The sequence below is a fragment of the Streptomyces sp. NPDC057565 genome (genome assembly GCF_042801455.1).
Lineage (GTDB): Bacteria > Actinomycetota > Actinomycetes > Streptomycetales > Streptomycetaceae > Streptomyces > Streptomyces yanii.
In genome coordinates this window covers 1-21,677 of record NZ_JBHVFU010000092.1, presented here as the reverse complement: position 1 = coordinate 21,677, position 21,677 = coordinate 1, and the positions used below count along the sequence as shown (strand labels likewise).

The 21,677-nt window shown below is 68.3% G+C and carries 19 protein-coding genes and 6 pseudogenes; 12 read left to right on the top strand and 13 right to left on the bottom strand.

Annotated features, from left to right (window positions below):
* From ACFU8W_RS49085 to ACFU8W_RS49075, 3 genes and pseudogenes are all read right to left on the bottom strand, one after another.
* A pseudogene (locus ACFU8W_RS49085) lies at positions 1–572 on the bottom strand (alpha/beta fold hydrolase); the annotation flags it as partial.
* 291 nt (positions 573–863) lie between these two features.
* A complete protein-coding gene (locus ACFU8W_RS49080; protein WP_384052365.1) occupies positions 864–4,250 on the bottom strand; it encodes a S8 family serine peptidase in 3,387 nt (1,128 codons plus the stop codon).
* Positions 4,251–4,616: 366 nt separating this feature from the next.
* Positions 4,617–5,645, bottom strand: a complete 1,029-nt coding sequence (locus tag ACFU8W_RS49075) for a helix-turn-helix domain-containing protein (RefSeq protein WP_384052364.1) — start codon at positions 5,643–5,645, stop codon at positions 4,617–4,619.
* A 448-nt stretch (positions 5,646–6,093) separates the two neighbouring features.
* On the opposite strand from ACFU8W_RS49075, the pseudogene ACFU8W_RS49070 reads away from it, so the two are divergent.
* Positions 6,094–6,366: pseudogene (locus ACFU8W_RS49070) on the top strand (erythromycin esterase family protein); the annotation flags it as partial.
* A 77-nt stretch (positions 6,367–6,443) separates the two neighbouring features.
* Here ACFU8W_RS49070 and ACFU8W_RS49065 read toward each other — a convergent pair.
* The 3 genes and pseudogenes from ACFU8W_RS49065 to ACFU8W_RS49055 form a co-directional block, all read right to left on the bottom strand.
* A complete protein-coding gene (locus ACFU8W_RS49065; protein WP_384052363.1) occupies positions 6,444–6,839 on the bottom strand; it encodes an SRPBCC domain-containing protein in 396 nt (131 codons plus the stop codon).
* A 5-nt stretch (positions 6,840–6,844) separates the two neighbouring features.
* Positions 6,845–7,447 carry a CGNR zinc finger domain-containing protein gene (locus ACFU8W_RS49060; protein ID WP_384052362.1) on the bottom strand — a complete coding sequence of 201 codons (603 nt, stop codon included), beginning with the start codon at positions 7,445–7,447 and terminating at the stop codon, positions 6,845–6,847.
* 148 nt (positions 7,448–7,595) lie between these two features.
* Positions 7,596–7,697, bottom strand: a pseudogene (locus ACFU8W_RS49055) (RNA polymerase subunit sigma-24); the annotation flags it as partial.
* Between the two features lie 99 nt (positions 7,698–7,796).
* Between ACFU8W_RS49055 and ACFU8W_RS49050 the strand changes: the two are divergent.
* Complete coding sequence (locus tag ACFU8W_RS49050; protein ID WP_384052361.1) at positions 7,797–8,729, top strand: hypothetical protein; 933 nt, start codon at positions 7,797–7,799, stop codon at positions 8,727–8,729.
* A 280-nt stretch (positions 8,730–9,009) separates the two neighbouring features.
* Here ACFU8W_RS49050 and ACFU8W_RS49045 read toward each other — a convergent pair whose 3' ends face one another.
* A complete protein-coding gene (locus tag ACFU8W_RS49045; protein ID WP_384052360.1) occupies positions 9,010–9,615 on the bottom strand; it encodes a dihydrofolate reductase family protein in 606 nt (201 codons plus the stop codon).
* 481 nt (positions 9,616–10,096) lie between these two features.
* Here ACFU8W_RS49045 and ACFU8W_RS49040 point away from each other — a divergent pair.
* From ACFU8W_RS49040 to ACFU8W_RS49030, 3 genes and pseudogenes are all read left to right on the top strand, one after another.
* A pseudogene (locus tag ACFU8W_RS49040) lies at positions 10,097–10,471 on the top strand (helicase associated domain-containing protein); the annotation flags it as partial.
* Between the two features lie 150 nt (positions 10,472–10,621).
* Complete coding sequence (locus tag ACFU8W_RS49035; protein ID WP_384052367.1) at positions 10,622–11,287, top strand: glyoxalase; 666 nt, start codon at positions 10,622–10,624, stop codon at positions 11,285–11,287.
* Between the two features lie 54 nt (positions 11,288–11,341).
* Positions 11,342–11,827 carry an iron chaperone gene (locus tag ACFU8W_RS49030; RefSeq protein ID WP_384052359.1) on the top strand — a complete coding sequence of 162 codons (486 nt, stop codon included), beginning with the start codon at positions 11,342–11,344 and terminating at the stop codon, positions 11,825–11,827.
* A 31-nt stretch (positions 11,828–11,858) separates the two neighbouring features.
* On the opposite strand, the pseudogene ACFU8W_RS49025 reads toward ACFU8W_RS49030, so the two are convergent.
* Positions 11,859–12,179, bottom strand: a pseudogene (locus tag ACFU8W_RS49025) (transposase); the annotation flags it as partial.
* A 16-nt stretch (positions 12,180–12,195) separates the two neighbouring features.
* A pseudogene (locus tag ACFU8W_RS49020) lies at positions 12,196–12,387 on the bottom strand (IS110 family transposase); the annotation flags it as partial.
* Positions 12,388–12,423: 36 nt separating this feature from the next.
* On the opposite strand from ACFU8W_RS49020, the gene ACFU8W_RS49015 reads away from it, so the two are divergent.
* The gene (locus ACFU8W_RS49015; RefSeq protein ID WP_384052358.1) at positions 12,424–12,693 is read left to right on the top strand and encodes an integrase core domain-containing protein; all 270 of its coding nucleotides are present in this window, start codon (positions 12,424–12,426) and stop codon (positions 12,691–12,693) included.
* 33 nt (positions 12,694–12,726) lie between these two features.
* Here ACFU8W_RS49015 and ACFU8W_RS49010 read toward each other — a convergent pair whose 3' ends face one another.
* Entirely contained in the window at positions 12,727–13,530 is an 804-nt protein-coding gene (locus ACFU8W_RS49010) for an MBL fold metallo-hydrolase (protein WP_384052357.1), read from the bottom strand.
* Positions 13,531–13,941: 411 nt separating this feature from the next.
* On the opposite strand from ACFU8W_RS49010, the gene ACFU8W_RS49005 reads away from it, so the two are divergent.
* Together ACFU8W_RS49005 and ACFU8W_RS49000 are read left to right on the top strand one after the other, a co-directional pair.
* Complete coding sequence (locus ACFU8W_RS49005) at positions 13,942–14,751, top strand: alpha/beta fold hydrolase (RefSeq protein ID WP_384052356.1); 810 nt, start codon at positions 13,942–13,944, stop codon at positions 14,749–14,751.
* 106 nt (positions 14,752–14,857) lie between these two features.
* Positions 14,858–15,664, top strand: a complete 807-nt coding sequence (locus ACFU8W_RS49000) for a helix-turn-helix domain-containing protein (RefSeq protein ID WP_384052366.1) — start codon at positions 14,858–14,860, stop codon at positions 15,662–15,664.
* A gap of 213 nt (positions 15,665–15,877) precedes the next feature.
* Here ACFU8W_RS49000 and ACFU8W_RS48995 read toward each other — a convergent pair whose 3' ends face one another.
* Both ACFU8W_RS48995 and ACFU8W_RS48990 read right to left on the bottom strand, forming a co-directional pair.
* The gene (locus tag ACFU8W_RS48995) at positions 15,878–16,975 is read right to left on the bottom strand and encodes an integrase core domain-containing protein (protein WP_384052355.1); all 1,098 of its coding nucleotides are present in this window, start codon (positions 16,973–16,975) and stop codon (positions 15,878–15,880) included.
* 295 nt (positions 16,976–17,270) lie between these two features.
* Entirely contained in the window at positions 17,271–17,864 is a 594-nt protein-coding gene (locus tag ACFU8W_RS48990) for a GNAT family N-acetyltransferase (protein WP_345510102.1), read from the bottom strand.
* 198 nt (positions 17,865–18,062) lie between these two features.
* Between ACFU8W_RS48990 and ACFU8W_RS48985 the strand changes: the two genes are divergently transcribed.
* Positions 18,063–18,548 (top strand): helicase associated domain-containing protein, encoded by a 486-nt coding sequence (locus ACFU8W_RS48985; protein ID WP_384052354.1) that lies wholly within the window; start codon positions 18,063–18,065, stop codon positions 18,546–18,548.
* Between the two features lie 150 nt (positions 18,549–18,698).
* Here ACFU8W_RS48985 and ACFU8W_RS48980 read toward each other — a convergent pair whose 3' ends face one another.
* On the bottom strand, positions 18,699–19,559 hold the full coding sequence (locus ACFU8W_RS48980) for a UvrD-helicase domain-containing protein (RefSeq protein ID WP_384052353.1): 861 nt from the start codon (positions 19,557–19,559) through the stop codon (positions 18,699–18,701).
* On the opposite strand from ACFU8W_RS48980, the gene ACFU8W_RS48975 reads away from it, so the two are divergent.
* From ACFU8W_RS48975 to ACFU8W_RS48965, 3 genes are all read left to right on the top strand, one after another.
* Entirely contained in the window at positions 19,545–19,676 is a 132-nt protein-coding gene (locus ACFU8W_RS48975; protein WP_345510096.1) for a hypothetical protein, read from the top strand. The genes ACFU8W_RS48980 and ACFU8W_RS48975 overlap by 15 nt on opposite strands.
* Positions 19,677–19,905: 229 nt before the next feature.
* A complete protein-coding gene (locus ACFU8W_RS48970) occupies positions 19,906–20,988 on the top strand; it encodes a hypothetical protein (RefSeq protein ID WP_384052352.1) in 1,083 nt (360 codons plus the stop codon).
* Between the two features lie 152 nt (positions 20,989–21,140).
* A complete protein-coding gene (locus ACFU8W_RS48965; RefSeq protein WP_384052351.1) occupies positions 21,141–21,575 on the top strand; it encodes a hypothetical protein in 435 nt (144 codons plus the stop codon).
* The last annotated feature ends 102 nt before the right edge of the window (positions 21,576–21,677 follow it).

Here is a 21,677-nt window from a genome sequence, read left to right as displayed (position 1 = left end):
GCCAGGCGAAGCAGCACGACGACCGATCCTGCCGCAGATGGCGATCATCGCCGTCGGCGGGGTGACCTGCACGGACGTAATAATCGGCACGCTCAGGCTCATTCGGCGGATGCCCGATGACCACAGTGTTCGGGCGCGCTGCGGGCGATCGGCTCCAGGCCGTTGGTGCGGACGACCACCCCGCGCTGCCGGAACTCGTCGGCGCTGCCGAACCGGGGCGAGGCGGCGACCAGGGCCAGCGAGGCGACCCGGTGCGGATGGCGCAGCGCGAGGTCGGCGCCGATCGCGCCGCCGATGGAGCAGCCCACGTACCCGAAGCGCTGGACACCGAGACTGTCGAGGGTGGCCAGCAGCCGGTCGGAGAGCTCACCGACGGCGGTGGCCGGGTGGGCGAGGGCGCCGCCGTGGCCCGGCAGGTCGAAGCGGAAGATCCGCCAGTGCTGGGAGAGCTCCGGTATCTGCCGGTCCCACATGTGCCATGTGGTACCGAGCGAGGGACCGACCACCAGGGTTGGTGCGTCTTCTGGCCCGTCAAAGCGGTATTGCAGGGTGTTCGGTGGTGTCTCGCTCACCCGTCAGACCATCTCATGTCTCACGAGATCTCACATGGCCGGGGCGAACCCAGCGGCTCTTGTCCCTCTCGCCACGACAGGTGTGGAGGACGGTGTTCGCGCTGTTCCAGCTCTCCACCACCTGGAGCCCGCCGCGGATCTCCCGCCGCAGATCGGGGCCCGCCAGGTAGTCGCAGGAAGATCGTGCACACGTTCCGGCCCAGTTCTTCGTGGGCCCGATAGGTGGCAACAGCAGGTGGCCGGCAGGGCCTGCCGCCCGTTGCGGGCGGCAGGCCCTGCCGGACTGTGTGGTTACCGAACGTCGTAGGCGCGGGTGATGGTCTGGGTGACCGCGTTGCCGTTGGCGTCGGTGAAGGTGGCCTTCGTCATGACCTGCTTGCCGGCGGCGCCGGTGTGGTCGACGACCGCCGTCCACTTGCCGTCCTGCTGCTCGGTCGGCGCCTGGGTCCAGGTGGTGCCGCCGTCGTAGGAGTAGGACAGCGAGGCCGCCGTGATCGCGCCCGCGGTGTACCCGGCGTGGCCCTCGACCGACAGGCCGACCTTGATGCCGCTCTGCGCGGGCAGGGTATTCATGCCGTCCACCGGCAGGTCGTACGCCGGGTGCAGGAGCGGCAGGCCGCGGGAGTAGACGTCCGGCTCCCGGTGCGAGCGGAAGCTCCAGGTGGTGTCGGCAGCGGTGGTACGCAGCCAGTTGCGGTCCCCGGTGTAGATCTTCTCCAGGTGCTGGGTGAGCTCGTACGCGGAGTCCTCGTCCGGCACCTCGAACACGCCGTACGGATAGGCGAGTTTGCCGATCTGCTCACCGTTGCGCTTCAGCTTCAGGTTGCCGATGTCGCCGAAGGAACCGCCGTAGGTCCAGTGGTCGCCGGAGCCGTCGACCCAGAGGGCGTTCTGGATGCCGAACAGGTTGCCCTGCCGCTCGGCAGCCAGCATCAGGTTGCCGTCGGCGTCGCGCGCCGCGCCCGGCCGCAGGGGGCCGCCGTACCACTCCTCGGCGCTCCGCTGTCCGGCCTTGTAGGTGCGGTCCTGGTCGCTCATGAAGGCGGCGAACGGGAAGCTGGTCATCGCACCGTGGTACCAGGCGTCGTCGCCGGTCGTGTAGTAGGCGGTGCGGGTACCAGGCACGTGGACCGTCTGGTACAGGCTCACGGGGATCTGAGTGTTGCTGCTCCCGGAGGGACGGAGGAACAGCGCGTCGATGTAGTCGGCCTCCTTGCCCATGGCATGCCACGTCTCGGTGACCTGGGCCAGCCGGGAGTCATTCGGCTGGTAGGCCTGGTCGGAGTGCAGCGGGCCCTCGGTCGGGAACGACAGGTTGTAGACGTAGGACGAGCCGTCCTCGGAGCCGGTCGCGCGCCAGGTGGGCCGGAACTCGAAGGTGCCCGTCTGGGCGCGCCCGTCGATGTCCGCGTAGAACTTCTGCACGGCGCTGCCGGCCGTGAGTGTTCCGCTGAGCTGCCAGGTGTCGTCCCACGTGCGAGCGTAGTTCAACGTGGTGCCCTGCAGCGTCGAGGGGCGGTCGGTATGCAGGCTCAGCTGGTGGGCCTTGCGTGCGTCGAGGACAACGGTGGTGTCCTCGGTGATCCGCATCTGCGGGTGGGCGAGGTAGCTGATCGATTCGGGCGCGTTGCTCGCGTCGGGCGTCGCTACGAAGCTGCTGAGGGCGTAGTCGCCCGGGCGCACACGGTAGGTCTGCTCGGGCGCACCCGCGTTGGTGCGGCGCTCGCCCTCGTCGGAGTCGATGCTGGCGACGTCCAGGGAGGAGGTGCCGGTCGCGGGCTTGCCGTTGCGGTCGATGGCCTTGACCCGGAGGGTGACCGTCTCCGGCTGGACGTAGAGGGTGACGGGCACGGAGACGTGCACATCGCCGTCGGTGGCCAGGATCCGGCCGGTGATCGCACCGTACTGGGCGTCCTTCAGACGGGCGGTGGGGTCGATCTGCAGCGGCACCTGAGCGGTGGCCCCCGCCGGGACCGTCACCTTGTTCTCCTCCGGCTTGATGATTCCGGAGGTGACGTCGCTGCCGTCGTTGCCGTGCACTCCGCTGACCTTCAGGTCCAGCGTGAGGTCGCTGTCGCTGGTGTTGGTGAAGGGCACCTGCACGGTGGTGCGGTCCGCGGCGTCCTGCGGCCAGTTGTAGCTGCCGGCCTGGACAGCCGGCGCGGAGAGCGCCTTCTGGTTCACCGCGCCGAACACGTCCAGGACCCCACCGCCGGTCTGGTCGGCTTCTGCGACCTTGCCATCGGTGCGGGCGGAGGAGACCAGGGCAGCCTTGATCTGCTGCGCGGTCCAGTCCGGGTGGGCCTGGCGGACGACGGCCGCGGCGCCCGCGACATGCGGGGTGGCCATGGAGGTGCCCGACATCGTCCGGTAGGCATAGACGCCGCGGCCGCCCGCACTGGCCGCCGAGATGTCGACGCCGGGGGCGGCGATCTCGGGCTTGAGGGTGTGGGTGACGGCCACCGGACCGCGGCTGGAGAACTGCGCGGTGGTGTCGTCGCGGTCGACGGCGCCCACGGTCAGCACGCCGGGCACACAGCCGGGCGAGGAAACGGTCTCGGCGCCCGGGCCGGAGTTGCCGGCGGCGACGACGAACAAGGTGTGCTTGCTCTTCGACAGCTCCTGCGTGGCCTGGGCCATCGGGTCGGCGCAGTCGCCGATCCTGGGGTTGCCCAGGCTCATGGAGACGACGTCGGCCTTCTGGTCGACGGCCCACTGCATACCCGCGATGATCCAGGAGTCCAGGCCGTAGCCTGCGTCGTTGAGGACCTTGCCGACGAGCAGGGAGGAACCGGGGGCGACGCCCTTCTTGAGGCCGTCACTGGCCGCTCCGGACCCGCCGACCGTGGAGGCGGTGTGCGTGCCGTGGCCCACATAGTCGTTGGTGGTCTTGGAATCCGTGAAGTTCTTGGACGCGTCCACCCGGTTCACCAGGTCCGGATGCTCGGCATCCACACCCGTGTCCAGCACGGCGACCTTGGTGCCCTTGCCGTCGTAGCCGGCCGCCCAGGCCTCCGGCGCGTGCACCTGCTTGGTGGACCGGTCCAGCGTGGCCTCGACCTTTCCGTCCAGCCACAGCTTCTTCAGCGTGGAGCCAGAACGTGAACGGGGGTTGGTGATGTCCTGCCAGAAGGAGACGGCGGTGTCCTTGCCCGCCTTGAGCGCGACACCGTCCACCGCCGGGAGGCTCAGGCCACGCTCGGACCCGCGAGGGGCCGCCGGCGCACTCTCGGCAACGTTCACGCTGTTCCGGTAGGTGGCGATGAGCGGCAGCGTGTCGGTGTGTGTGTCGTCGTATCCCTGGCGGATGAGCCCAGTGACGTTGAACAGCTGCTCGTCGACCTTGCCCTCGGCGATCGCCTGGGAGGCGCCCGCGGGGTAGACGTAGAGGTCCTTGCCCCTCTGATAGGTCTGGACTATCGGCTGCGTGCCGTCCTCGCGGGGCAGTACGGCCGCAGAGCTGTGACCCGACGCGTCCGTGGTCACCATCACCTTGTCGCCGGTGACGAGCGTGACCGTCACCTGCTTGCCACCCTTTGTTGCGGTCCCGCCGCCGACGATGGGCTTCCCCGAAGCACCGTCAGGCGGTGTGTCCGCCGCCCCGGAAGGCGTGACCGCCGTGACGGCCAGGACGGCGGCGGTCGCCGTGCCCAAGGCCATACGCGTTATGGAACGCATGAATCTCCCTATTCGAGCCATGAACGTCTGCCAAACTGCGGCTGCAGCCTGCCAGACGAGTGGATTGAGTGGGGATGCCGCGCGTGACGGGTTTCCCGCATGGCGGATTTCCGTCACGTGGTCACTTCCATCGGCTCGGTGGGACTTCGGACCTGACTGGTGGGGTAACGGCCTCACGCACGACAGCGAGCGGGCTCCCGGCGTCATGCGACTCTGCCTCCGGCGTTGTGGTCAATCGATGACGCTCCGCGCCGCGACGCCGCCTCCCATGTGCCGGTCGGTCCAACCCGCCAGGAGTTGGCGGCCGGCCTCGCTCGGCGACCACCAAGTCACGGAGGCTCCTCGGCCCTCAGGCCGACGAGGAGGTCAAAGCCAGCCTGCGCGTGCGGCGTGCCATCCGAGTTGCAGGCGCGAATCCGCTCCGGCCAGATCCATCAGACGGCGTGTCCGCCGCTCCACGGTACGTATGGACAGGCCGAGTTGAGCGGCCGCACGCCGGTCGGAGATGCCTGCCAGCAGCAAAGCAAGAACCTCCAGCTCCCCCTCGGTCGGCTGCTGATCGCCTGCCGGCTCCGCGCGCACACCCGTGGCGGTGGTGTACAGCGGCCGGGCCTCGGCCCATTCCTTCTCGAACAGATGGACCAGGGCCGTCAGCAGGCCGCTGCGGTGCACCACGATCGCGCTCGGCTCGCCGCCGGAGTCCGCCATGTCCAGTGGCACCATGGCGCGCTCCCGGTCCGACACGATCATCTTCAGCGGCAGCGAGTCGACCAGGCGAAGCTCGATGCCCGCCGTGATGCCCGCCCGTGCGTCCTTCGCCATACCAGGACCGTCGAGATAGTCCTTGGCAGCCACGACGCGGAAGTCGACTCCGCGGTCCAGCGCGGAACTCTCCGACATGTCGGCATCCTCGCGAGGCACCGCTATGGGCTCGCCGACGAGGAAGACCAGCAGCTCCTGCTGGGCGCCACGCTGCAGTTGATGGAAGCGATGTGCGACCTGCTGCACCCCGACGACCACCTCCACGACGCTGCCCGCAGGGTGTGCAGCGGTAGTGCGGTACTGCTCGGTCAGCATCGAGAACGCGGTCTCGGCCCGGTGCAGTGCGTTGCGCTGCTCGGCAAGGAACGGGGCCAGGGCCACTGAGGGGGGTGTGAGCCGGTAGCGAGCGGGCTGGCAACCGGCGTCACAGTCAGCCGAGTCAGGTGCCCCACTCCCGGCCTCGTCGGCGACCGCCACCAGGCCGCGTGTCGTCAGGTCAAGCAGGATGCGGGTGGTCTCGGCGCTCTCGAGTCCGGTCTGCCGGGCGAGGTCCTGCGCAGAGGCTGTCGGACGGGCCAGCAGTGCGGTGTAGATGGCCTCTTCAGCCGGTCCCAATCCCAATGCCTGCAGCATCCAGCTCCCCCTCGGGCGGCCTCCGTGTCTGGACCTTGGCGCAGCTCGGGTGGACCGAGCAGGCTCTTCCCGGCCGAACCGTATCCCACTCTCACGACATCGCCATTGGCCGGTGCTGTGATTTGCGCCCTGCACGCTGATCTGTCGACCACGCCCCTGCTCCCTGCCCCCGACCTGCACATCTGCGTCGCACGCGCCGCGGATCGGTTCGTCGTCCCGGTCCCCACAGACGTTTCCCCGCCTCACCTGGGCCGCTTCCCGGACCCCGGGCACGTCCGCACCCAGCGACATCGAATGCGACCGGGCCGAAGGAGTGCACGGGCCACACACACCGTGCACGTAGTGCTGGTCACCGCACACGGGACATCGTCCGGCGGGGCGCAGCTCCCCCACGGCCGGGCCTGCCTAACGTACGCGGAGTACACCACCTGCAAGCGCTGTCGTCACCAACCGGATCGGCCCTGCCCGCCCCGGCACCATTGAGGCCCAGCTGGCCACAGCCAACCCCGGCAACCACCTCGTGGACCTGCGCAGCGCAGTCGACGCGCCGAGGGCCGTACAGGCGTGGCTCAAAGGCCGGCACGGCACACGAAGCTTCGGCGCCATGGTGCCGCGCTGGACCTACCGCTTCAATCTAATCCCTTCCTCCTTGGCGGATGAGTACGACGGACTGGCCTACATCGCGGTCTCGTCCGCCTCCCTGCCTCTCCCAATCTCATAAACGGTCGTTTGTGAGAAGAGTTCGGCGCCTCGGGGCGCCTGAGGCGCTGAACTCCAGTCAGGTGTCGCGCGCTGCCCTCACTGCCGGTCGAGGACGGCAGCGGCCTGGTCCAGGATGTGCCGCCAGTGCGCCCGCTGCTGTTCGCGCTCTTCGGCGCTCGCCAGGTGCTCTTGGTGGAAGCGGAGCATCGTCCGGGCCCCGTCGGCGGTGGGGGCGAGGGCGACCTGGACCGTGGTGGTGCCGTGGGTGACGCGGATGCGGTCTTCCGGGCGGTAGCCGCGCACCTCACCCGTCACCCCTGCGGCCGTCTGGTAGGGGGCGCCGCGTTCCGGGACGAGGACCGCACCGGGGCCGAGCCAGAGGGCGAGCCCTTCGGAGCTGCTGATGAAGTCCCAGACGACGGGCGCGGGGTGGGGCAGCGTGCGGGACACGCCGATCTGCCAGCCTGCGTCTTTGGTGAGTCCGGTGGGCATCGGGGTCATCCTTCCTCGGAGTGGCGGGCGCGCAGCGCCCTCACCTTGTGGCGGTTTCCGCAGTGCTCCATGGAGCACCAGCGGCGGCGGCCGGGGCGTGAGGTGTCGACGTAGACAAGGTGGCAGTCCTCGGCGGCGCAGGTGCGGATGCGGTGCGCGAAAGGGCCGGTCAGCAACTCGACGGCGTCCCGTGCGACGGCGGCCACCAGGTGGGTGCCGGTAGGGGTTCCGGCCCACTGCCGCTTCCCGGTCGGCGCAACGGCGGGTGCCAGGTCTGGACAGGCGGCTGCCTCGTTGATGGTCTCCAGGTCACCGGGCGGGTTCGGCTCGCCGCGTGTGTGGGCGATGACCACCCGAAACAGTGCGTCGCGCAGCCTCCGGGCGTCCGCCACCTCGGCTTCGGAGATCTCCAGCACGGGCGTCGGCGTCAGCCGCGACCGGTCCGCCCAGGCGGCCAGGTCGGCGGGCTCGTGCAAGACCTCGTACCGGCGGTAGGGGCCGGGGCCGCCGGTGGTCAGCAGTTCCAGGCACAGCGCGCCGGGGTCGAACCGGTAGGCGACGCCGGTATGGGAGTGCAGCGTCAGCCCCTTGGTTGCAGAGGAGTCCATGTAACCAATATAACTGGTTACATGCCGTTGAGTTGGACGATCCGCGGCGCACCAGCTCACCGGCTCGGCGATCCTCACCATCACCATCTGAGACAGCCCGGCATACGACTGGCCCCGAAGTCGACCCGTGACGACGTAGTAGACGCGCTGCATTGGCCAGATTCGGGGCCTTGTCGCCGCTGTCCCCGACCAGCTGCACGGCGGCGGCCAGCAGATTCTGCAGCCCACCCACATCGCCGTTCTTTGAAGCTCCCCACTCCGCTGAACTACGGAGTGAGGAGTTTCAGCGAGCACCGCGCGTGTTTCCGGCCGGAGTCCTGTGCTCGAGGCAGCCGTCTACGCTCTCGGCATGCAGCACAGTGATGTCACGCGGGACGACGGCACGTGGATAGGCCTGTCCCTGGATGTACAGGACCGCCAAAAGCCGGGGCTGTGCGTGTTCAGTGCCGGGCCGCAACTGCTGGTCTCCCAGCTGTCGCGACCTGTGCTGCTCGCCGTCGTCGACGAGCATCTTCAGGGTGTGGACTTCTGGCGCACCAACGAGTACCGCTCGTTCGTCCCGCCGTTGCGCGCCGATGTGGGGCACGCCCTGGCGGGAAGCCCGGAGCGGTGGGCTCACCGTTTCACGCAGTACCTCATCGACTCGCCGGACAGCCCGCTGCACGAGGGCCGATGGCTGCTCTCGTGCGACAGTCTGCTCCGGCGCTGGCGCCCCGCTGACGCTTCGCATGCCGAGTACTGGGGCTCGATGATCGTCGACGGCCATCCGGCCGGATACCTCGACTGGTTCTTCCACTCCCATTCGTGGGAGGTCCTTCCGCTACGGCCGATGCCCGATGCCGACGACAGCCGGGTCAAGGCGTACCGCAAGCAGGCCCGGGAAGGGACGCTTCCACCCGTCCTGTTGTGGTGGGTCAGCGGCCTGGACAGCCATCTGATCCTGGACGGTCACGCGCGGCTCGCCGCGGCGATCGCCGAGTCCATCGACCCTCCGCTGCTGCAATTGCACCGCACGGTGCCGCGAGACGACCTGGTCGCGCGAACCGATGAGGCCGTGGGCTTCTACGAGGACGAACTGGCACGCTTCGCCGAACTCCGCGCCGTCCACGGCCCCACCATCCCGGATGGTACCGCCACCGCCGGCCCGCAGCTCGTCCGCATCCTCCACGACCTGAACACCACCCAACAACCCACCTGGGCCTGGCCCCTGCCTGGCGGGGAGACCCAATGGCGTCGCATCGCACTCGAGGTGACCGCCGGCCAGGACTGGCCCCGCATCTGAACCCTGCCGAACCCCTCCCGTTGGCGGTCACGTCACGCTGGGCGGCACGGTCGATCACTGATGGGGCACCGGAGCGCCGTGTAGACCTCAACAACCGCACCAGATACCGAAGTTATTTTTCGGCGGCTCCCTGCCCACTGCACTGACACCACGATGCCGAAGGACCCGGAGAACCCGACCATCGCGCCGGGACTCCATCATGCCCAGGCAACAGAATCGCCTCGACCACCCAACAGTTGATGATCAACGCAGCCGCCCCAGCCCAGCCGAAACGGCAAGGCTAGTAGCTGTCGTAGCCGGGCTTACCGTTCGGCCGGTAGACGCCGACGATGGTGCCGCCCTTCGTCGTCGAGACGCTGACCGGCTCCAGCGCAGTGGGGATCGCTCCGTCGGCGAACAGCCTCTTGCCGGTGCCGGTGATCACCGGATGGATGGTCAGCCGGTACTCGTCGACGAGGCCGTGCTGCATGAGGGTCTGGGCGAGGTCGCCACTGCCCACGACGTTGATGTCACCGCCGTCGGACGCTTTCAGCTCGTGCACGGCATCGACGATGTCGCCCTCCAGCAGCGTGGAGTTCTGCCACTCGACGGATGTCAGGGTGCGAGACGCCACGTACTTGTGCATGCTGTTCATCCGATTGGTGAACGGGTTGTCGGGATCGGCGGTCGGCCAGTACGACGCGAAGATCTCGTACGTCTTGCGGCCGAGCAGCATCGCGTCGGAGGACTCGTACCAACCGGCGATGGCCGCGCCGACCTCGTCGTCGGCCACCGGCTTCTGCCAGCCCCCGTGCTCGAAGCCGCTCTGGGTGTCCTCGTCCGGACCGCCCGGCGCCTGCATGACACCGTCCAGCGTCAGGAACGTGCAAACAATGATCTTGCGCATGGTGCGCTCCCTTCGTCGACAGGTAGACCGCACAACGGCCGAAAACTCATCGGCGGAGCTTCCGCGGCGCAGCACACCAGGCCGTCGTCTGGATCAGCCCGACTGTGAAGTGCGGTGGTCGGTGCCGTCGGCCATGACGATGCTCTGGGGCCAGGGCGGGATCGCTCTTGCATCTGTCCCAGCTGGCGGCCGTGACGCCGAGCTCGGCGGCTGCTTCGTGACAGTCGAGCTTTCTCAGCCGCTGCAGCGATGGACAACCCTAGCCATCCACCCGCTATCCCGATCGGTACCAACATGACCTGACGATTCGTCAAAAACGTCAGCGCAACATCGGCAACCACTGTCAGCAGCAGACACCCAGCCGCCCCCATCCCAGCCAGCACTATCAACACCCCACACCACTGACACATCCACGCCGAAAAGCCACTGACAAACCAGCACACATCATCACCTCGCGGCCGGTGCGCGCCTCGAGGAGATCGTGCCCGGAGTGACGCATCGTGGCGACGACATCGGACGCTGGCTCGCACGGCAGGCGCGGGACTGGGCACGCCTGAACCCCGAGCAGCAACGACGCCTCGGCGAACTCGGGGTGAAACCAGCTGCACGCCCCCAGAAGGACTCGGTGCGCACCAACGCGAAGACAGGGGCCGAGAAGGGCGCGGCACGCGGTACAGAAGCCTTCCAACGGGGCGTACAAACCCTCGCTCAGTACATCCAACGCGAGGGGAAGACCGTCGTCGCAAGGCAGCACGTCGAAGAACTCCCCGACGGCACGTCCATACGACTCGGCGTCTTCCTCAGCAACCAAAAAAGCCGTCGCGACCGGCTCACCGAGGACCAGCTCAGCGCGCTGGCAGCCCTCGGACTGGGAGTGTCTAATCAACGGCGGATCAGACATCCCATGCCGTTTGACGTCAAGCGGGATGGGGGTGTGCGTGGCAAAGCAAGTCTCAAGACCGGTCAGGAATCGAGAAGCCCCGGCCGCCGCGCAGCCCCTAGCGTGATGGTCATGGCAACCACCACTTCCACCGCAGCCAACACGTCCCTCGCGTCCGTCACCCTTGAGGTGGCCGACCCCGAGGCCGCTCGCCGCTTCTACAGCGCCTTCGGCGTGGACACGTACATGCGCCTGCGGGCGTCCGAGGCGCACTCCACCGGATTCCGCGGCTTCACCCTGGCGCTCACGGTGTCCGGGCCGGCCACCGTCGACAGCTTCGTCGGCGCCGCCGTGGACGCCGGCGCCACGGTGCTGAAGCCCGCCGCGAAGTCGCTGTGGGGCTACGGCGGCGTCGTCCAGGCCCCGGACGGGACGATCTGGAAGATCGCGACCTCGGCGAAGAAGGACACCGGCCCCGCCACCCGCGAGATCGACGAGGTCGTCCTGCTGCTCGGCGTCGAGGACGTGAAGGCCACCAAGCAGTTCTACGTCGGCCGGGGCCTGACCGTGGCCAAGAGCTTCGGTGGCAAGTACGCCGAGTTCGCCCCCGGTCAGTCCAGTCCGGTCAAGCTGGCGCTGTACAAGCGCCGTGCCCTTGCCAAGGACCTCGGCGTCCCCGCCGACGGCACCGGCTCGCACCGCATCGTCCTCGGCAGCACCGCCGACACCTTCACCGACCCGGACGGGTTCGCCTGGGAGGCTGCCGCGTCGCTCGCCCCCACGCCGTCCTGACTCCCGGCCCCCGCACTCCCGCCCCGCTTGACCCTGTACGAGAGGAAACTTGTCATGCCGTCCACGAAGTCGCCCGCCGAGGTCTCCGGCACGACCACCGAGCAGTACAACGGATTCACCGCCGAGGAGCGGGCCGCGATGAAGGAGCACGCACGCGAGGAGAAGAAGGCGGCGGCGCGACGCGGTTCGTCCCGGGCGGAGAAGGAGGCGGCGGCGGAGCGGGACGTGCTCGCGAAGATCGCCGAGATGCCGGAGGCGGACCGCGTCCTCGCCGAGCGGATCCACGAGATCATCAAGACCGCCGCTCCGGACCTCGCGCCCAAGCTCTGGTACGGGATGCCCGCGTACGCCAGAGACGGCAAGGTCGTCTGCCACTTCCAGAGCGCGGAGAAGTTCAAGTCGAGGTATGCCACGCTCGGCTTCAGCGACCAGGCGGCACTCGACGACGGCGCCATGTGGTCGACCGCCTACGCCGTGAGGGAGCTGACCGCGGCCGACGAAGAGCTCATCAGCGCGCTCGTCAAGAAAGCGGTGGGCTGAGGCCGGCCGGGGCAGAACAGACCCCGACGCCGCGGAAGCCCTTCATCGCCCGTTCACGCTGCCTCGTCGGCTGATGGGAGTTCTCCGCACGGTTGTTCAGGCCCTTGTGGGAACGGTGATCGACCGAGGACATCAACTCTCTGTGGGCGACGCCGTAGGAGCGGAGCTTGTCGGTGACCAGCACCCTGGGTGTCCTCCGCTGCTTCTTCATCAGCTTGGCCATGAACCGCTTCGCGGCCTTCGCGTCCCGCTTGGACTGCAGCAGGACGCCGAGGACAGTGCCGTCCTGGCCCACGGCCCGCCACAGGTAGTGCCGCACCCCGTTGATCTTCAGGAACACCTCGTCCAGGTGCTTCCCAATGCTGATGTCAAGCCACCGCTGTCACTGGGGGTGTGACCTGGTAGTACCGTCGGTCACGCATCAGGACCCACAGGACGTTGACGCGACGGCGTGCGAGCGCGAGGACGGCCTGGACGTGGCGTTTCCCCTCGGCGCGCTTGCGGTCGTAAAACTTCCGTGAGTTGGGGTCTCGTTGGACGCTGACCAGCGCGGAGATGTAATCGAGGCCGTGCTCAGCGCTGTCCGGACGCCGAGGATGAACTCGATCACGGAAAGATGGGTGCAGACCTGCCGACGCGAGCTCCTGGACCGCACCTTGATCTGGAACCAGCACCATCTGCTACATGCCCTGCGCGAGTTCGAGCAGTTCTACAACTCCCACCGCCCACACCAGGGCATCGCGAACACTCGGCCGCTACGCCCCTTGCCCACACCGATTCCCAATCCGGACGAGAAAGCCCGCCTCGACATACGCCGACGCGAACGGCTCGGCGGCATCCTGAATGAGTACCAACATGCGGCGTGAGCAGCACGGATGGGGTTTCCGGCAAGCGCAGCGTCAGCGGGCGATGAACGGCTCGGTCAGGTGCGGTGTCGCGAGGTAGAGCGTGCCGGCGGCCCGGCTGCGAAGCACCTGTTCCCTTGAGGACCTTGCCTGCTCAACGTCCATCTCGTGGGCGTAGGTGAGTTCGGGGTGGAGCAGCTGGATCGCGTGCACGAGCAGGTCACCGGTGACGGCGACCAGGTCGCGCCCGGACTCGACGAGCACGCTCTGGTGCCCGGGTGTGTGCCCGGGCGTGGCGAAGACGCGCTCGCCGCCGCGCAGCGGGGAGTCGCCGTCGAGCAGCCGTAGCTGGTCGGTCTTCCGGAGCGGGTCGATCACAGCGGACCGCAGCTGCGGGTTGACCTCCTCGATAGCGTCAAGTTCGGCCTGCTGCAATAGGTATTCGGCGTTCGGGAAGAACGGCCGCGCCTGCTCGCCGCCGACGACGGCCCAGCCCACGTGGTCGGTGTGGAGGTGCGTGAGCACCACGGTGTCTACATCGGATGGCTCGATACCCGCGGCGGCCAGCGAGGCCGGGAGCGCCCCGGGCACGGGCGCCCATGAGGCCGCCGGGCTGTCGGCCGGGCCGATCCCCGCATCGACCAGCGTCACACCCCGGTCGCTGCGGATCGCGAACGCGCGGAACTGGAGCCGCCAGCGCCCGTCGGCGTCGAGCGCGCCGGGATCGAGCCGGTCGGCCGCCGCCCACTGCTCGGCGGTGGCATCGGGGAACGCCTCCAACCTGGGAGAGAAGAAGGGGCCCGCGCCGTCGGCGAGCGCGATGACGGTGTACGGGCCGACCTGGAGGGAAGGGGGCATCCCGCAGATAATGCCACCGGTGGGCGGCCCACGACCAGGCGGGTTGCCCTGGAGTTCACTCCAGGTCGTGGGCTGCGACGGTCAGTACCGATAGAGGGGCATGACCCAGGACGCCAGATATCCGCCACGGATGATCTTGGAGTCGTGAGGGTCCGCTACGTCTCGGCATCGGGCGTGAGGATGAGAGTAGGGCGAGGCCGAGTGTCCCGTCGCGGTGTAGGTGGCAGGTAGCGACTCGTTGACCTGCATGAGTGCCAGATGGTTGGAGACTGCCGATGGCTGACGTTCTCAAACGGCCTGGCTTTCGTGGAAGTCCCGCTCGCCGTGGAAACAGAGGTGTCCGGCGAGCGTCAGCCTCGCGACGACATTTGTACAAGACTGACAGCGGGCAGCGCAGGCATCGTCCCGTACATGGGACATGACGACGTCACGCACTTGCACGGGATGCATGTGGTCCACTACGGCCCGCGGCAGGCGCCGCCGCTGGTGCTCATCCACGGATCGGGATTCTCGGGCGGCTCCTGGAGCCCGGTGGTGCCGGCACTCGCCGACCAGTATCACGTCATCCGAGTCGACCTCCCGGGTCACGGCCAGTCCTCGCCCGCGCCGTCGTACGACGTGCCTGAGCAGGCGGGCCGCTTGGCCGCGGTACTCGACGAGCTCGACCTTCGTCCGATCACCGTGGTCGGGCACTCCAGCGGTGGATACATCGCCACCGCGCTTGCCGAACAGCGCCCTGACCTGGTTGGTTCGCTCGCGCTGATCAGCAGCGGCCCGAGTCCCGACGCGCTCCTTCCGCAGCCCGTCCTCCTTCAGATGCTGATTGCCCCGCCGCTGGGCCCGCTCCTCTGGTCGATCCGCTCGGACGCAATGCTCCGCAGGGGGGTGACCTCGGTATGCAACCGCCCGGTGGACGTCCCGGACGACCTGGTCGTCGAGGTCCGAGGCATCGGCTATCGCACGTTAAGAACGGTGCTGCGCCGAAACGCCGCATACATCGCCGAGCGGAGCGTGCCCGACCGCCTCACCGCCCTCGACGTCCCGGTCCTGGTGATCTTCGGCGCTGCCGACCGGCGCTGGGATCCGTCTTCGGCACACCAATACGACACGGTGCCGAACGCGCGCGTCGAGCAACTGCCCGACGTCGGACACCTCCCCATGTTCGAAGCGCCGGAGACGACCAGCAAGTTGCTGCTGGCCTTCGCGGCGGCAGGCCGCTGACACCGATCGCTACCCTGATGCTGTGTGGGCCACAGAGTCACCACCTGACTGGACGTCGGTGGAGGTCGCGATCCCGCGGCAGTCAGAGCGACTGCCCGGGATCAGCATGGCCGGGTTCGGTCAACGTGTCCCGGCGCTCGTGGACATCGCCATGGTCGCGCACCCATCGGTCACCCTGTTCGTGGACCTGAGCGAAGGAGACGGCCTCGTCTACAACGCCCACGGCCGGCGCGAACGCGGCAGCGTGGTCGTCGGGCTGATCCCGGGCAACCTTCGGATCAGCGGCCGGACGGCCGAGGCAGGCCAGTGCCTCCAGATTCGGTTGTCGCCGGTCGTGACGGCTGCAGTGCTCAGCGCATCGACCGAGCTCGTCGGGACCGTGGTCTCCCTGGAAGATGTCTGGGGTCGCGACGCCGGACGAGCCGAGGACAGGCTGCGCGCCGCCACGTCGTGGGACGAACGGTTCACGATCGCGGCGGATGTCCTTGGCCGACGGCTGGACGCCCGCCCACCGCTCGATCCGGAGATCGCTGCTGCCTGGTGGCGGATGCTCACCAGCCGGGGACAGGTGCGGGTCGACAGCCTGGCGAACGAGGTGGGATGGAGCCGTAAGCGCCTGTGGTCCCGCTTCCGGTCCCAGATCGGCCTCACTCCCAAGCGCGCCGCCCAGCTGGTGCGCTTCGACCACGCCGCCCACCTTCTCGCGGCGGGTGACGCCATCGCTCGGGTGGCGGCCGCAAGCGGCTACGTCGACCAGTCCCACCTCCACCGCGAGGTCAAGGCGTTTACCGGGGTGACACCCACCGCCGTAGCCGCTGCGCCGTGGCTCGCGATCGACGACGTCGCGTGGCCGACTTCGTTCGCCGACCTGCCGCCGTCGCCGTCTGCGTTTCGTCAGGTCCCGGCGAGGTGAGCACAGGTTCCACGAACGGAGCAGGCGGCGGCCCGCAAGACTTGCCCGGATGAGAATCGGACAGCACGAACGAGAACGGGTGGGAAGCCGACAGGTCCAATGCGACAGGACACCGAGGGATGTGCCCTGTTCTCCCGAAGCTACGGCGAAGTAACAAGTAGCTCTCTGTAATCATAGTGACGCTGCGCTTGCCGGAAACCCCATCCGTGCTGCTCACGCCGCATGTTGGTACTCATTCAGGATGCCGCCGAGCCGTTCGCGTCGGCGTATGTCGAGGCGGGCTTTCTCGTCCGGATTGGGAATCGGTGTGGGCAAGGGGCGTAGCGGCCGAGTGTTCGCGATGCCCTGGTGTGGGCGGTGGGAGTTGTAGAACTGCTCGAACTCGCGCAGGGCATGTAGCAGATGGTGCTGGTTCCAGATCAAGGTGCGGTCCAGGAGCTCGCGTCGGCAGGTCTGCACCCATCTTTCCGTGATCGAGTTCATCCTCGGCGTCCGGACAGCGCTGAGCACGGCCTCGATGCCCGCGTCCTTGAGGGTCACGTTGAACAGGGCCGGGAACTTGTCATCCCTGTCCCGGATCAGGAACCGGGCCCGGCAGCCGGCGTCCTCGAGGTCCATGACGAGATTCTTCGCGGCTTGCGCCACCCAGGAGGCGGTCGGGTGCGCGGTGGCGCCCAGGATCCGGATCCGTCGGTTGGTGTGCTCGATAACGGCGAAGACGTACAGCCGCGCCCCGGACAGGGTGACCGTGTCGAAAAAGTCGCATGCGAGCAGGGCGTCTGCCTGTGAGCGCAGGAAGTCGGCCCAGGTGCTGGAGGAGCGCTGGGGCGCGGGATCGGTCCCGGCCTCCTTCAAGATCTCCCAGACGGTGGACGCGGCCACCTTCACCCCCAGCACGAGCAGCTCGCCATGCACCCTCCTGTAGCCCCAACTGGGGTTCTCGTTCGCCAGGCGCAATACCAGGGCCCGGATGGAGTGCACGGTCCGCGGTCGTCCTGGGCGCTCGGGGCGGGAGGCGGCGCCGTGGCGGCGTGCGAGCAGGTCGCGATGCCAGCGCAGTAGCGTGTCCGGGCGAACCAACAGCCGCGCTCTGCGGAGCACATCCCTCGGGAGTCGGTGCAGTAGCGCCGCCAGGAACGCCCGATCGCTCAGGGTGAACCGCACCCTCTTCTCGCCCAGTTGGCGTTCCAGGACCGTGATCTGATGGCGCAGGGCGAGGATCTCCGCGTCCTTCTCTCGATCGCTCATCGGTAGCAGCCGCAGCAGGGCGAACGCGTTCGCCCTGCCCAGGTAAGCCAGTCGAAGCAGCATCGTCGATCATCATGCCGTGGTGATCGACAACCACGCGAAGGCACTGGCTCAAGCGACCGCCGTGGACATCGCCTACACCATGCACACCGGCTCCCACCAGCGCAGATGAGTTTTCGGCAGGCGCACGGTCCGCGAGCAGTTCCTGGTCGAGGTCGACACCGACAACGTGACTGACCTGGCCACTTTGAACAGGTTCTTCACGGCCTGGGTCGAACAGGTCTACCACCGCAGGACCCATTCGACGAGACCAGCGCACGCGCCGCCGTCGCTGAAGTCACCGCCGAATGACCGGGCGTCACCGCGGCCAGGCGTCGCCTTGGACGCGCGCATGCAGATGCTCGTCATGCCAGCCGTCCGAGTGCAACAGGGCGCTTCGCATCGTGCCTTCCAGGGCGAACCCCGCCTTCTCCGCCACCCGGCAGGAGGCGGCGTTGGCGACGGAGTGCGTGATCCGCAGGCGATGGAGCCCCAGGTCATCCATGGCCCAGCGGCTGACGCGGACCACGGCGTCGACCATGGCCCCGCGACCCCGGCCAGCAGGCAGCAGCCAGTACAGGAACTCGGCGCTGCCGCCGTCGAGATCGAAGTCGGCCAGGCCGATCAGCCCCACTGGGCTCCCGCCCCGGGGCTCGGCGATCGCCCAAATCGCCGCTTCCTCGCTCCGCCAACGCTTCCCCCAGCGCGCGATCCGGTCACGCGCATCGTCCAGCGACAGGCGTCCCGGCCGATTCCACTGCTGAACGTCCGGATCCAAGCACGAGTCCGCGAGGACCTTGGCGTCGCCAGGGCGCCAGGAGCGCAGCTCAAGACCGCTGGCCAGGCGGAACACTGGCTGGTCGGTCTGGCCCATACGGCCCGGGGGCACAACAGCAGGTATCGGAACGATCATCTGAGCATCATGCCAAAGGTCGGCAAGGAGATCGGCACCCCGAGCATCCCAGTGACACCATGAAGATCAACAGGGCCCGTCGGGAGACCTCGGCGGGCCTTCCTCAACTCCGCACATGCTCATCTTGAGTGGCAAGGCCGTGCTCATGTTGAACGACACTCAACAACCGCCATCGACCCGGACTGGAACCCAGGACAGTTGGGGTGGACCGTCGACTGGCAACGCCACTGGGTTGGTCTGACCGCGCTCCTCGCGGCCGGTGCCGGCCTCGGGGAGATCGTGCCCGGGGTGACGCATCGTGGCGATGACATCGGACGCTGGACCGCACGACAGACCCGCGACTGGGCCCAACTCAACGAGGAACAGCAACAGCGGCTCGCGGCCTTGGGCGTGAAACCAGCTGCACGGCCCCAGAAGGCCACAGCGCGAACCAACGCGAAGGTTGGGGCAGGAACAGGCGCAGCACGCGGCAGCGAAGCGTTCCAGCGGGGCGTAGCAGCCCTCAAGCAGTACATCCAGCGCGAGGAGAAGACCGTCGTCGGAAGGGGCCACGTTGAAGAGCTCCCGGACGGCACCTCCGTACGACTGGGCGTATTTCTGAGCAACCAGAAAAGCCGACGCGACCGGCTCACCGAGGACCAGCTCGCCACCCTCGCCGAACTCGGATACCACTGGGCGGTGTAGCAGCAGAACGCCGCTCGAGGAGATGCCACCAGCAAGACGGCCGTTCAGCCGCATACCAGCGCGGGGTGCGCCATCGGTTCTCGACCCGGGTGAAGACGAGACGGCGGCGTGCGCGGGAGGCCATGACATGCAGTACGCGCAGTTCCTCTGTCAGCGCTTCTCCCTTGGTGCTGCGGAAGTCCTGCGGAAGTCCGGAATGCTTCCTTCCTCCAGACCGATGACGTAGCCGACGTCGAACTCCTGGCCCTTGCCCGCGTGCCCGGTGAGCAGGTGAAGTCCGGGAGGGACCGGGGCGTTGGACGTGGTGTGGGGGCGGAATGCCGCAAGCGTCTGTTGCAGAGGGGATGTGGCGAGTCTGTCGCTGAGGGCTTCGCAGGCGATGCTCAGCTCGTCGAGTGTCGGGGCGTCGTCCGGGGGAAGCTGGCTCCGGCACAGGCGTTCCAGTGCCGCAAGCTGCTCGGCGCGATCGGCGCCGACTGCGAGGGCCTCGGGAAGGTGCCGGTGCAGTAGTTCAGCAATCTGCGGCACCACCGTCGGCTGGTACCAGTCCTGGTAGTCGATGCCAGCGAGGTCGAGTGCGCGTGCGATGTCGGTCATCCGGCGGAAGTTGCGGGTCATGACGCCCACGGTGCAGTTCGCGTCGTCGGCCAGGTCCCGGCGGACGGCGGCCACCAGGGCCTCGGCCTCTGCGGCGGTGTCCTCGAAGACTCGGAGATCAACCCTGCAGTCATCGGCCCAGTTGTCCGGGGTGGCGCAGCGCAGCGGTGTGGCGCCGAGTTCGGCGGCGAGCTGGTTGACGGCCTGGAGGACGGGCGGGCTCGAGCGGTACGAGACGTCGAGCCCGACCTCGGTGGGGGCTGCGGCTCGGATCGCGGCGAAGACGGCGGAGGGGCGAGCGCCGGCGAAGCTGTAGATGCCCTGGGCGGGGTCGCCGGCGTAGGTGGTGCGGCCGGCCCCGATCGCCTGGACCATGCCCAGTTGCAGGGGGCTGAGATCTTGCACCTCGTCCACCAGAACTACCGCGAAGTGCTCTCGGTACAGGCGCGCCACCCTCGGGTCGGCGAGCAGTCGGACACCTGGCTGCCGTACTCCCGTCAAAAGATCAGCCCGCAGAACGACGAAGGCTGACCGACGACTCCCCCGGAATGCCGTCGGTCAGCCTCGTTTGCGCAGGTCAGTTAGCCAGAGGAAGGTAGACACGGTTCCCGGAAGCGGCGAACTCCTTCGACTTCTCCAGCATCCCGGCCTCGATCTCCTCGGGGCCCTTCACCGCCCCGCCGCCTCCGCCTCCGCTGTGACGTCCTACGATGCGTCAGTCCTCCGGCGGATCCGGATCATCGTGCGGCAAGGGGAGTCCATGCGCCTGTCCAGCTACGTCAGGAAGGCTGCCACGGGCGCGGCGGCGATATCTCTGCTTGCCGGGTGCACGGGGGAACAGGGCGCGGGCGGGGCCGTGGAGCGAGCTGCAGAGAGGCCTGCCTCCTGGACGGACCTGCCGGTGCAGACCGGCGCACGGGGCGTCGTCCACACGGACACCAAGCACCGGTCGTACGAGGTCCGGATCACGGTCAAGAGCCTGGTCCGGGGTTCGGAGGAGGACATGCGGGGCGCGCGCACGGACGAGGAGCTGAAGGGCATGGTCCCCCACTACCTCACCTTCGAGGTCACCAACACGGGCCGGAAGGAAATCCCCGCCGCCTACATGGTGGACAGCAACTTCGCCCTGAACGGCACCGACTGGGCGCGCGGGGAGGAGGTCTACGTCAGCGGCGGCAGGCCGGGCGGGGTCGACCTGCCCTGCGCGGACACCGCGCCGAAGACGCTGGCGCCCGGCGACTCGTACAGCACCTGCGTGACCTACGCGTTGCCCGAGGGCGTCGGCGTGCTGTCGCTGACGCACAACGCCGACGGCTACCTCGACGAGGGCGGGGCGGTCGCCACCTGGCCCGTCGAGGGCGGCCTCGAGGCGGCGTCCGCCGGGCTGAGGGAGCCGGGCGACATCGTCCGCGTCCGGTGGGACGCCCGCGAGGACGGCGTCCTCGAACTGCCCGCCACGCTGGTTTCCGTACGCCGGGGCAGCGCGGCCGACCTCGCGGGCCTGGACCTCGACCTCAACGAGAACGAGCGACGCGGCATCCCGTACTACGTGTCGGTCACCTACACCAACACCGGGCCGAAAGACCTCTACCCCAACCAGGCCGGCCACGTCCGCCTGCTCACCGAAGGCGGTCGGCAGATACGGGGGAAGACCCCCTTCGTCTTCGACACGAAGATCCCCGGCTGTCCGTCCGACTGGGTCGCCCGGATGATCCCGCCGGGCGACAGCGTGACGGAGTGCAGCATCCACCTGGTGACGGACGACGGCGACAAGCCGTTCGCGGTGGGTTTCGCGGAGGCGGGCCGGCCGGGACTGGTGGCCTGGCGGGCCCCCCTCCACTGAGGCGACCGGGTTAGCCGGCCGACCTGCCGCCCGTCTCCGCGAGCGGCAGGTAGACTCGGTTGTCCGATGCCGCGAACTCCTCGGACTTCTCCCTCATCCCCGCCTCCACGTCATCGCTGCTCAGGCCCATTTGAGAGCCGTACTTCGATGTGATGGTTTGGGAGATCTTCATCGAGCAGAAGAACAACGTGCACCTGAGCCACGCGCTGACCACGCTTGGGGACATCCGCCGCGCCCGGGAGAGCCAGCAGCGCGCCCTGGAACTGTCCGCGCCGACGAGCACCATGGCGTGCACCCTGCTCACCATCGACGGCGCCGCCTGCTCCCATCACGACGGCGACAGCGAGGAAGCATGCCGCCATACGGTTGCCGCGCTGATCGGACTGCCGGACGGCTACCGCCCCGGACTCGGCGCCGCCGCGCACAGGACCTGTACGAGGCGATCCCCGCTCAGCACCACCGGGAACGTGCCGTACGCGAGTTGTGGGACGTCATCGCAGCCTGACCGAATAAGACCGACCGGCAAATGGCTACGTCGCTCGTTGGCTGACGGTCCCGGAAACGAGACAGGCACGGGCCCTGCGTGATCATGGAGTCCTACCTTTCAAGCGTGGGTTTCCGCTGGTCATTCGTAAGATCGACGGGCCCGGGGGCTCCGGGTATGGCTGTCATGGAGGAGCCGATCGGAT

Bases quoted from the DNA above. Each gene is read 5' to 3' on its own strand.
- ACFU8W_RS48990 (WP_345510102.1), bottom strand. From the start codon at position 17,864: ATGATCGTTCCGATACCTGCTGTTGTGCCCCCGGGCCGTATGGGCCAG.
- ACFU8W_RS49050 (WP_384052361.1), top strand. From the start codon at position 7,797: ATGCAGCACAGTGATGTCACGCGGGACGACGGCACGTGGATAGGCCTG.
- ACFU8W_RS49065 (WP_384052363.1), bottom strand. From the start codon at position 6,839: ATGCCCACCGGACTCACCAAAGACGCAGGCTGGCAGATCGGCGTGTCC.
- ACFU8W_RS49000 (WP_384052366.1), top strand. From the start codon at position 14,858: ATGGCCGGGTTCGGTCAACGTGTCCCGGCGCTCGTGGACATCGCCATG.
- ACFU8W_RS48965 (WP_384052351.1), top strand. From the start codon at position 21,141: ATGGTTTGGGAGATCTTCATCGAGCAGAAGAACAACGTGCACCTGAGC.
- ACFU8W_RS49060 (WP_384052362.1), bottom strand. From the start codon at position 7,447: ATGGACTCCTCTGCAACCAAGGGGCTGACGCTGCACTCCCATACCGGC.
- ACFU8W_RS49010 (WP_384052357.1), bottom strand. From the start codon at position 13,530: ATGCCCCCTTCCCTCCAGGTCGGCCCGTACACCGTCATCGCGCTCGCC.
- ACFU8W_RS49045 (WP_384052360.1), bottom strand. From the start codon at position 9,615: ATGCGCAAGATCATTGTTTGCACGTTCCTGACGCTGGACGGTGTCATG.
- ACFU8W_RS48995 (WP_384052355.1), bottom strand. From the start codon at position 16,975: ATGCTGCTTCGACTGGCTTACCTGGGCAGGGCGAACGCGTTCGCCCTG.
- ACFU8W_RS49080 (WP_384052365.1), bottom strand. From the start codon at position 4,250: ATGCGTTCCATAACGCGTATGGCCTTGGGCACGGCGACCGCCGCCGTC.
- ACFU8W_RS48970 (WP_384052352.1), top strand. From the start codon at position 19,906: ATGCGCCTGTCCAGCTACGTCAGGAAGGCTGCCACGGGCGCGGCGGCG.
- ACFU8W_RS49005 (WP_384052356.1), top strand. From the start codon at position 13,942: ATGGGACATGACGACGTCACGCACTTGCACGGGATGCATGTGGTCCAC.
- ACFU8W_RS49015 (WP_384052358.1), top strand. From the start codon at position 12,424: ATGAACTCGATCACGGAAAGATGGGTGCAGACCTGCCGACGCGAGCTC.
- ACFU8W_RS49030 (WP_384052359.1), top strand. From the start codon at position 11,342: ATGCCGTCCACGAAGTCGCCCGCCGAGGTCTCCGGCACGACCACCGAG.
- ACFU8W_RS49075 (WP_384052364.1), bottom strand. From the start codon at position 5,645: ATGCTGCAGGCATTGGGATTGGGACCGGCTGAAGAGGCCATCTACACC.
- ACFU8W_RS49035 (WP_384052367.1), top strand. From the start codon at position 10,622: ATGGTCATGGCAACCACCACTTCCACCGCAGCCAACACGTCCCTCGCG.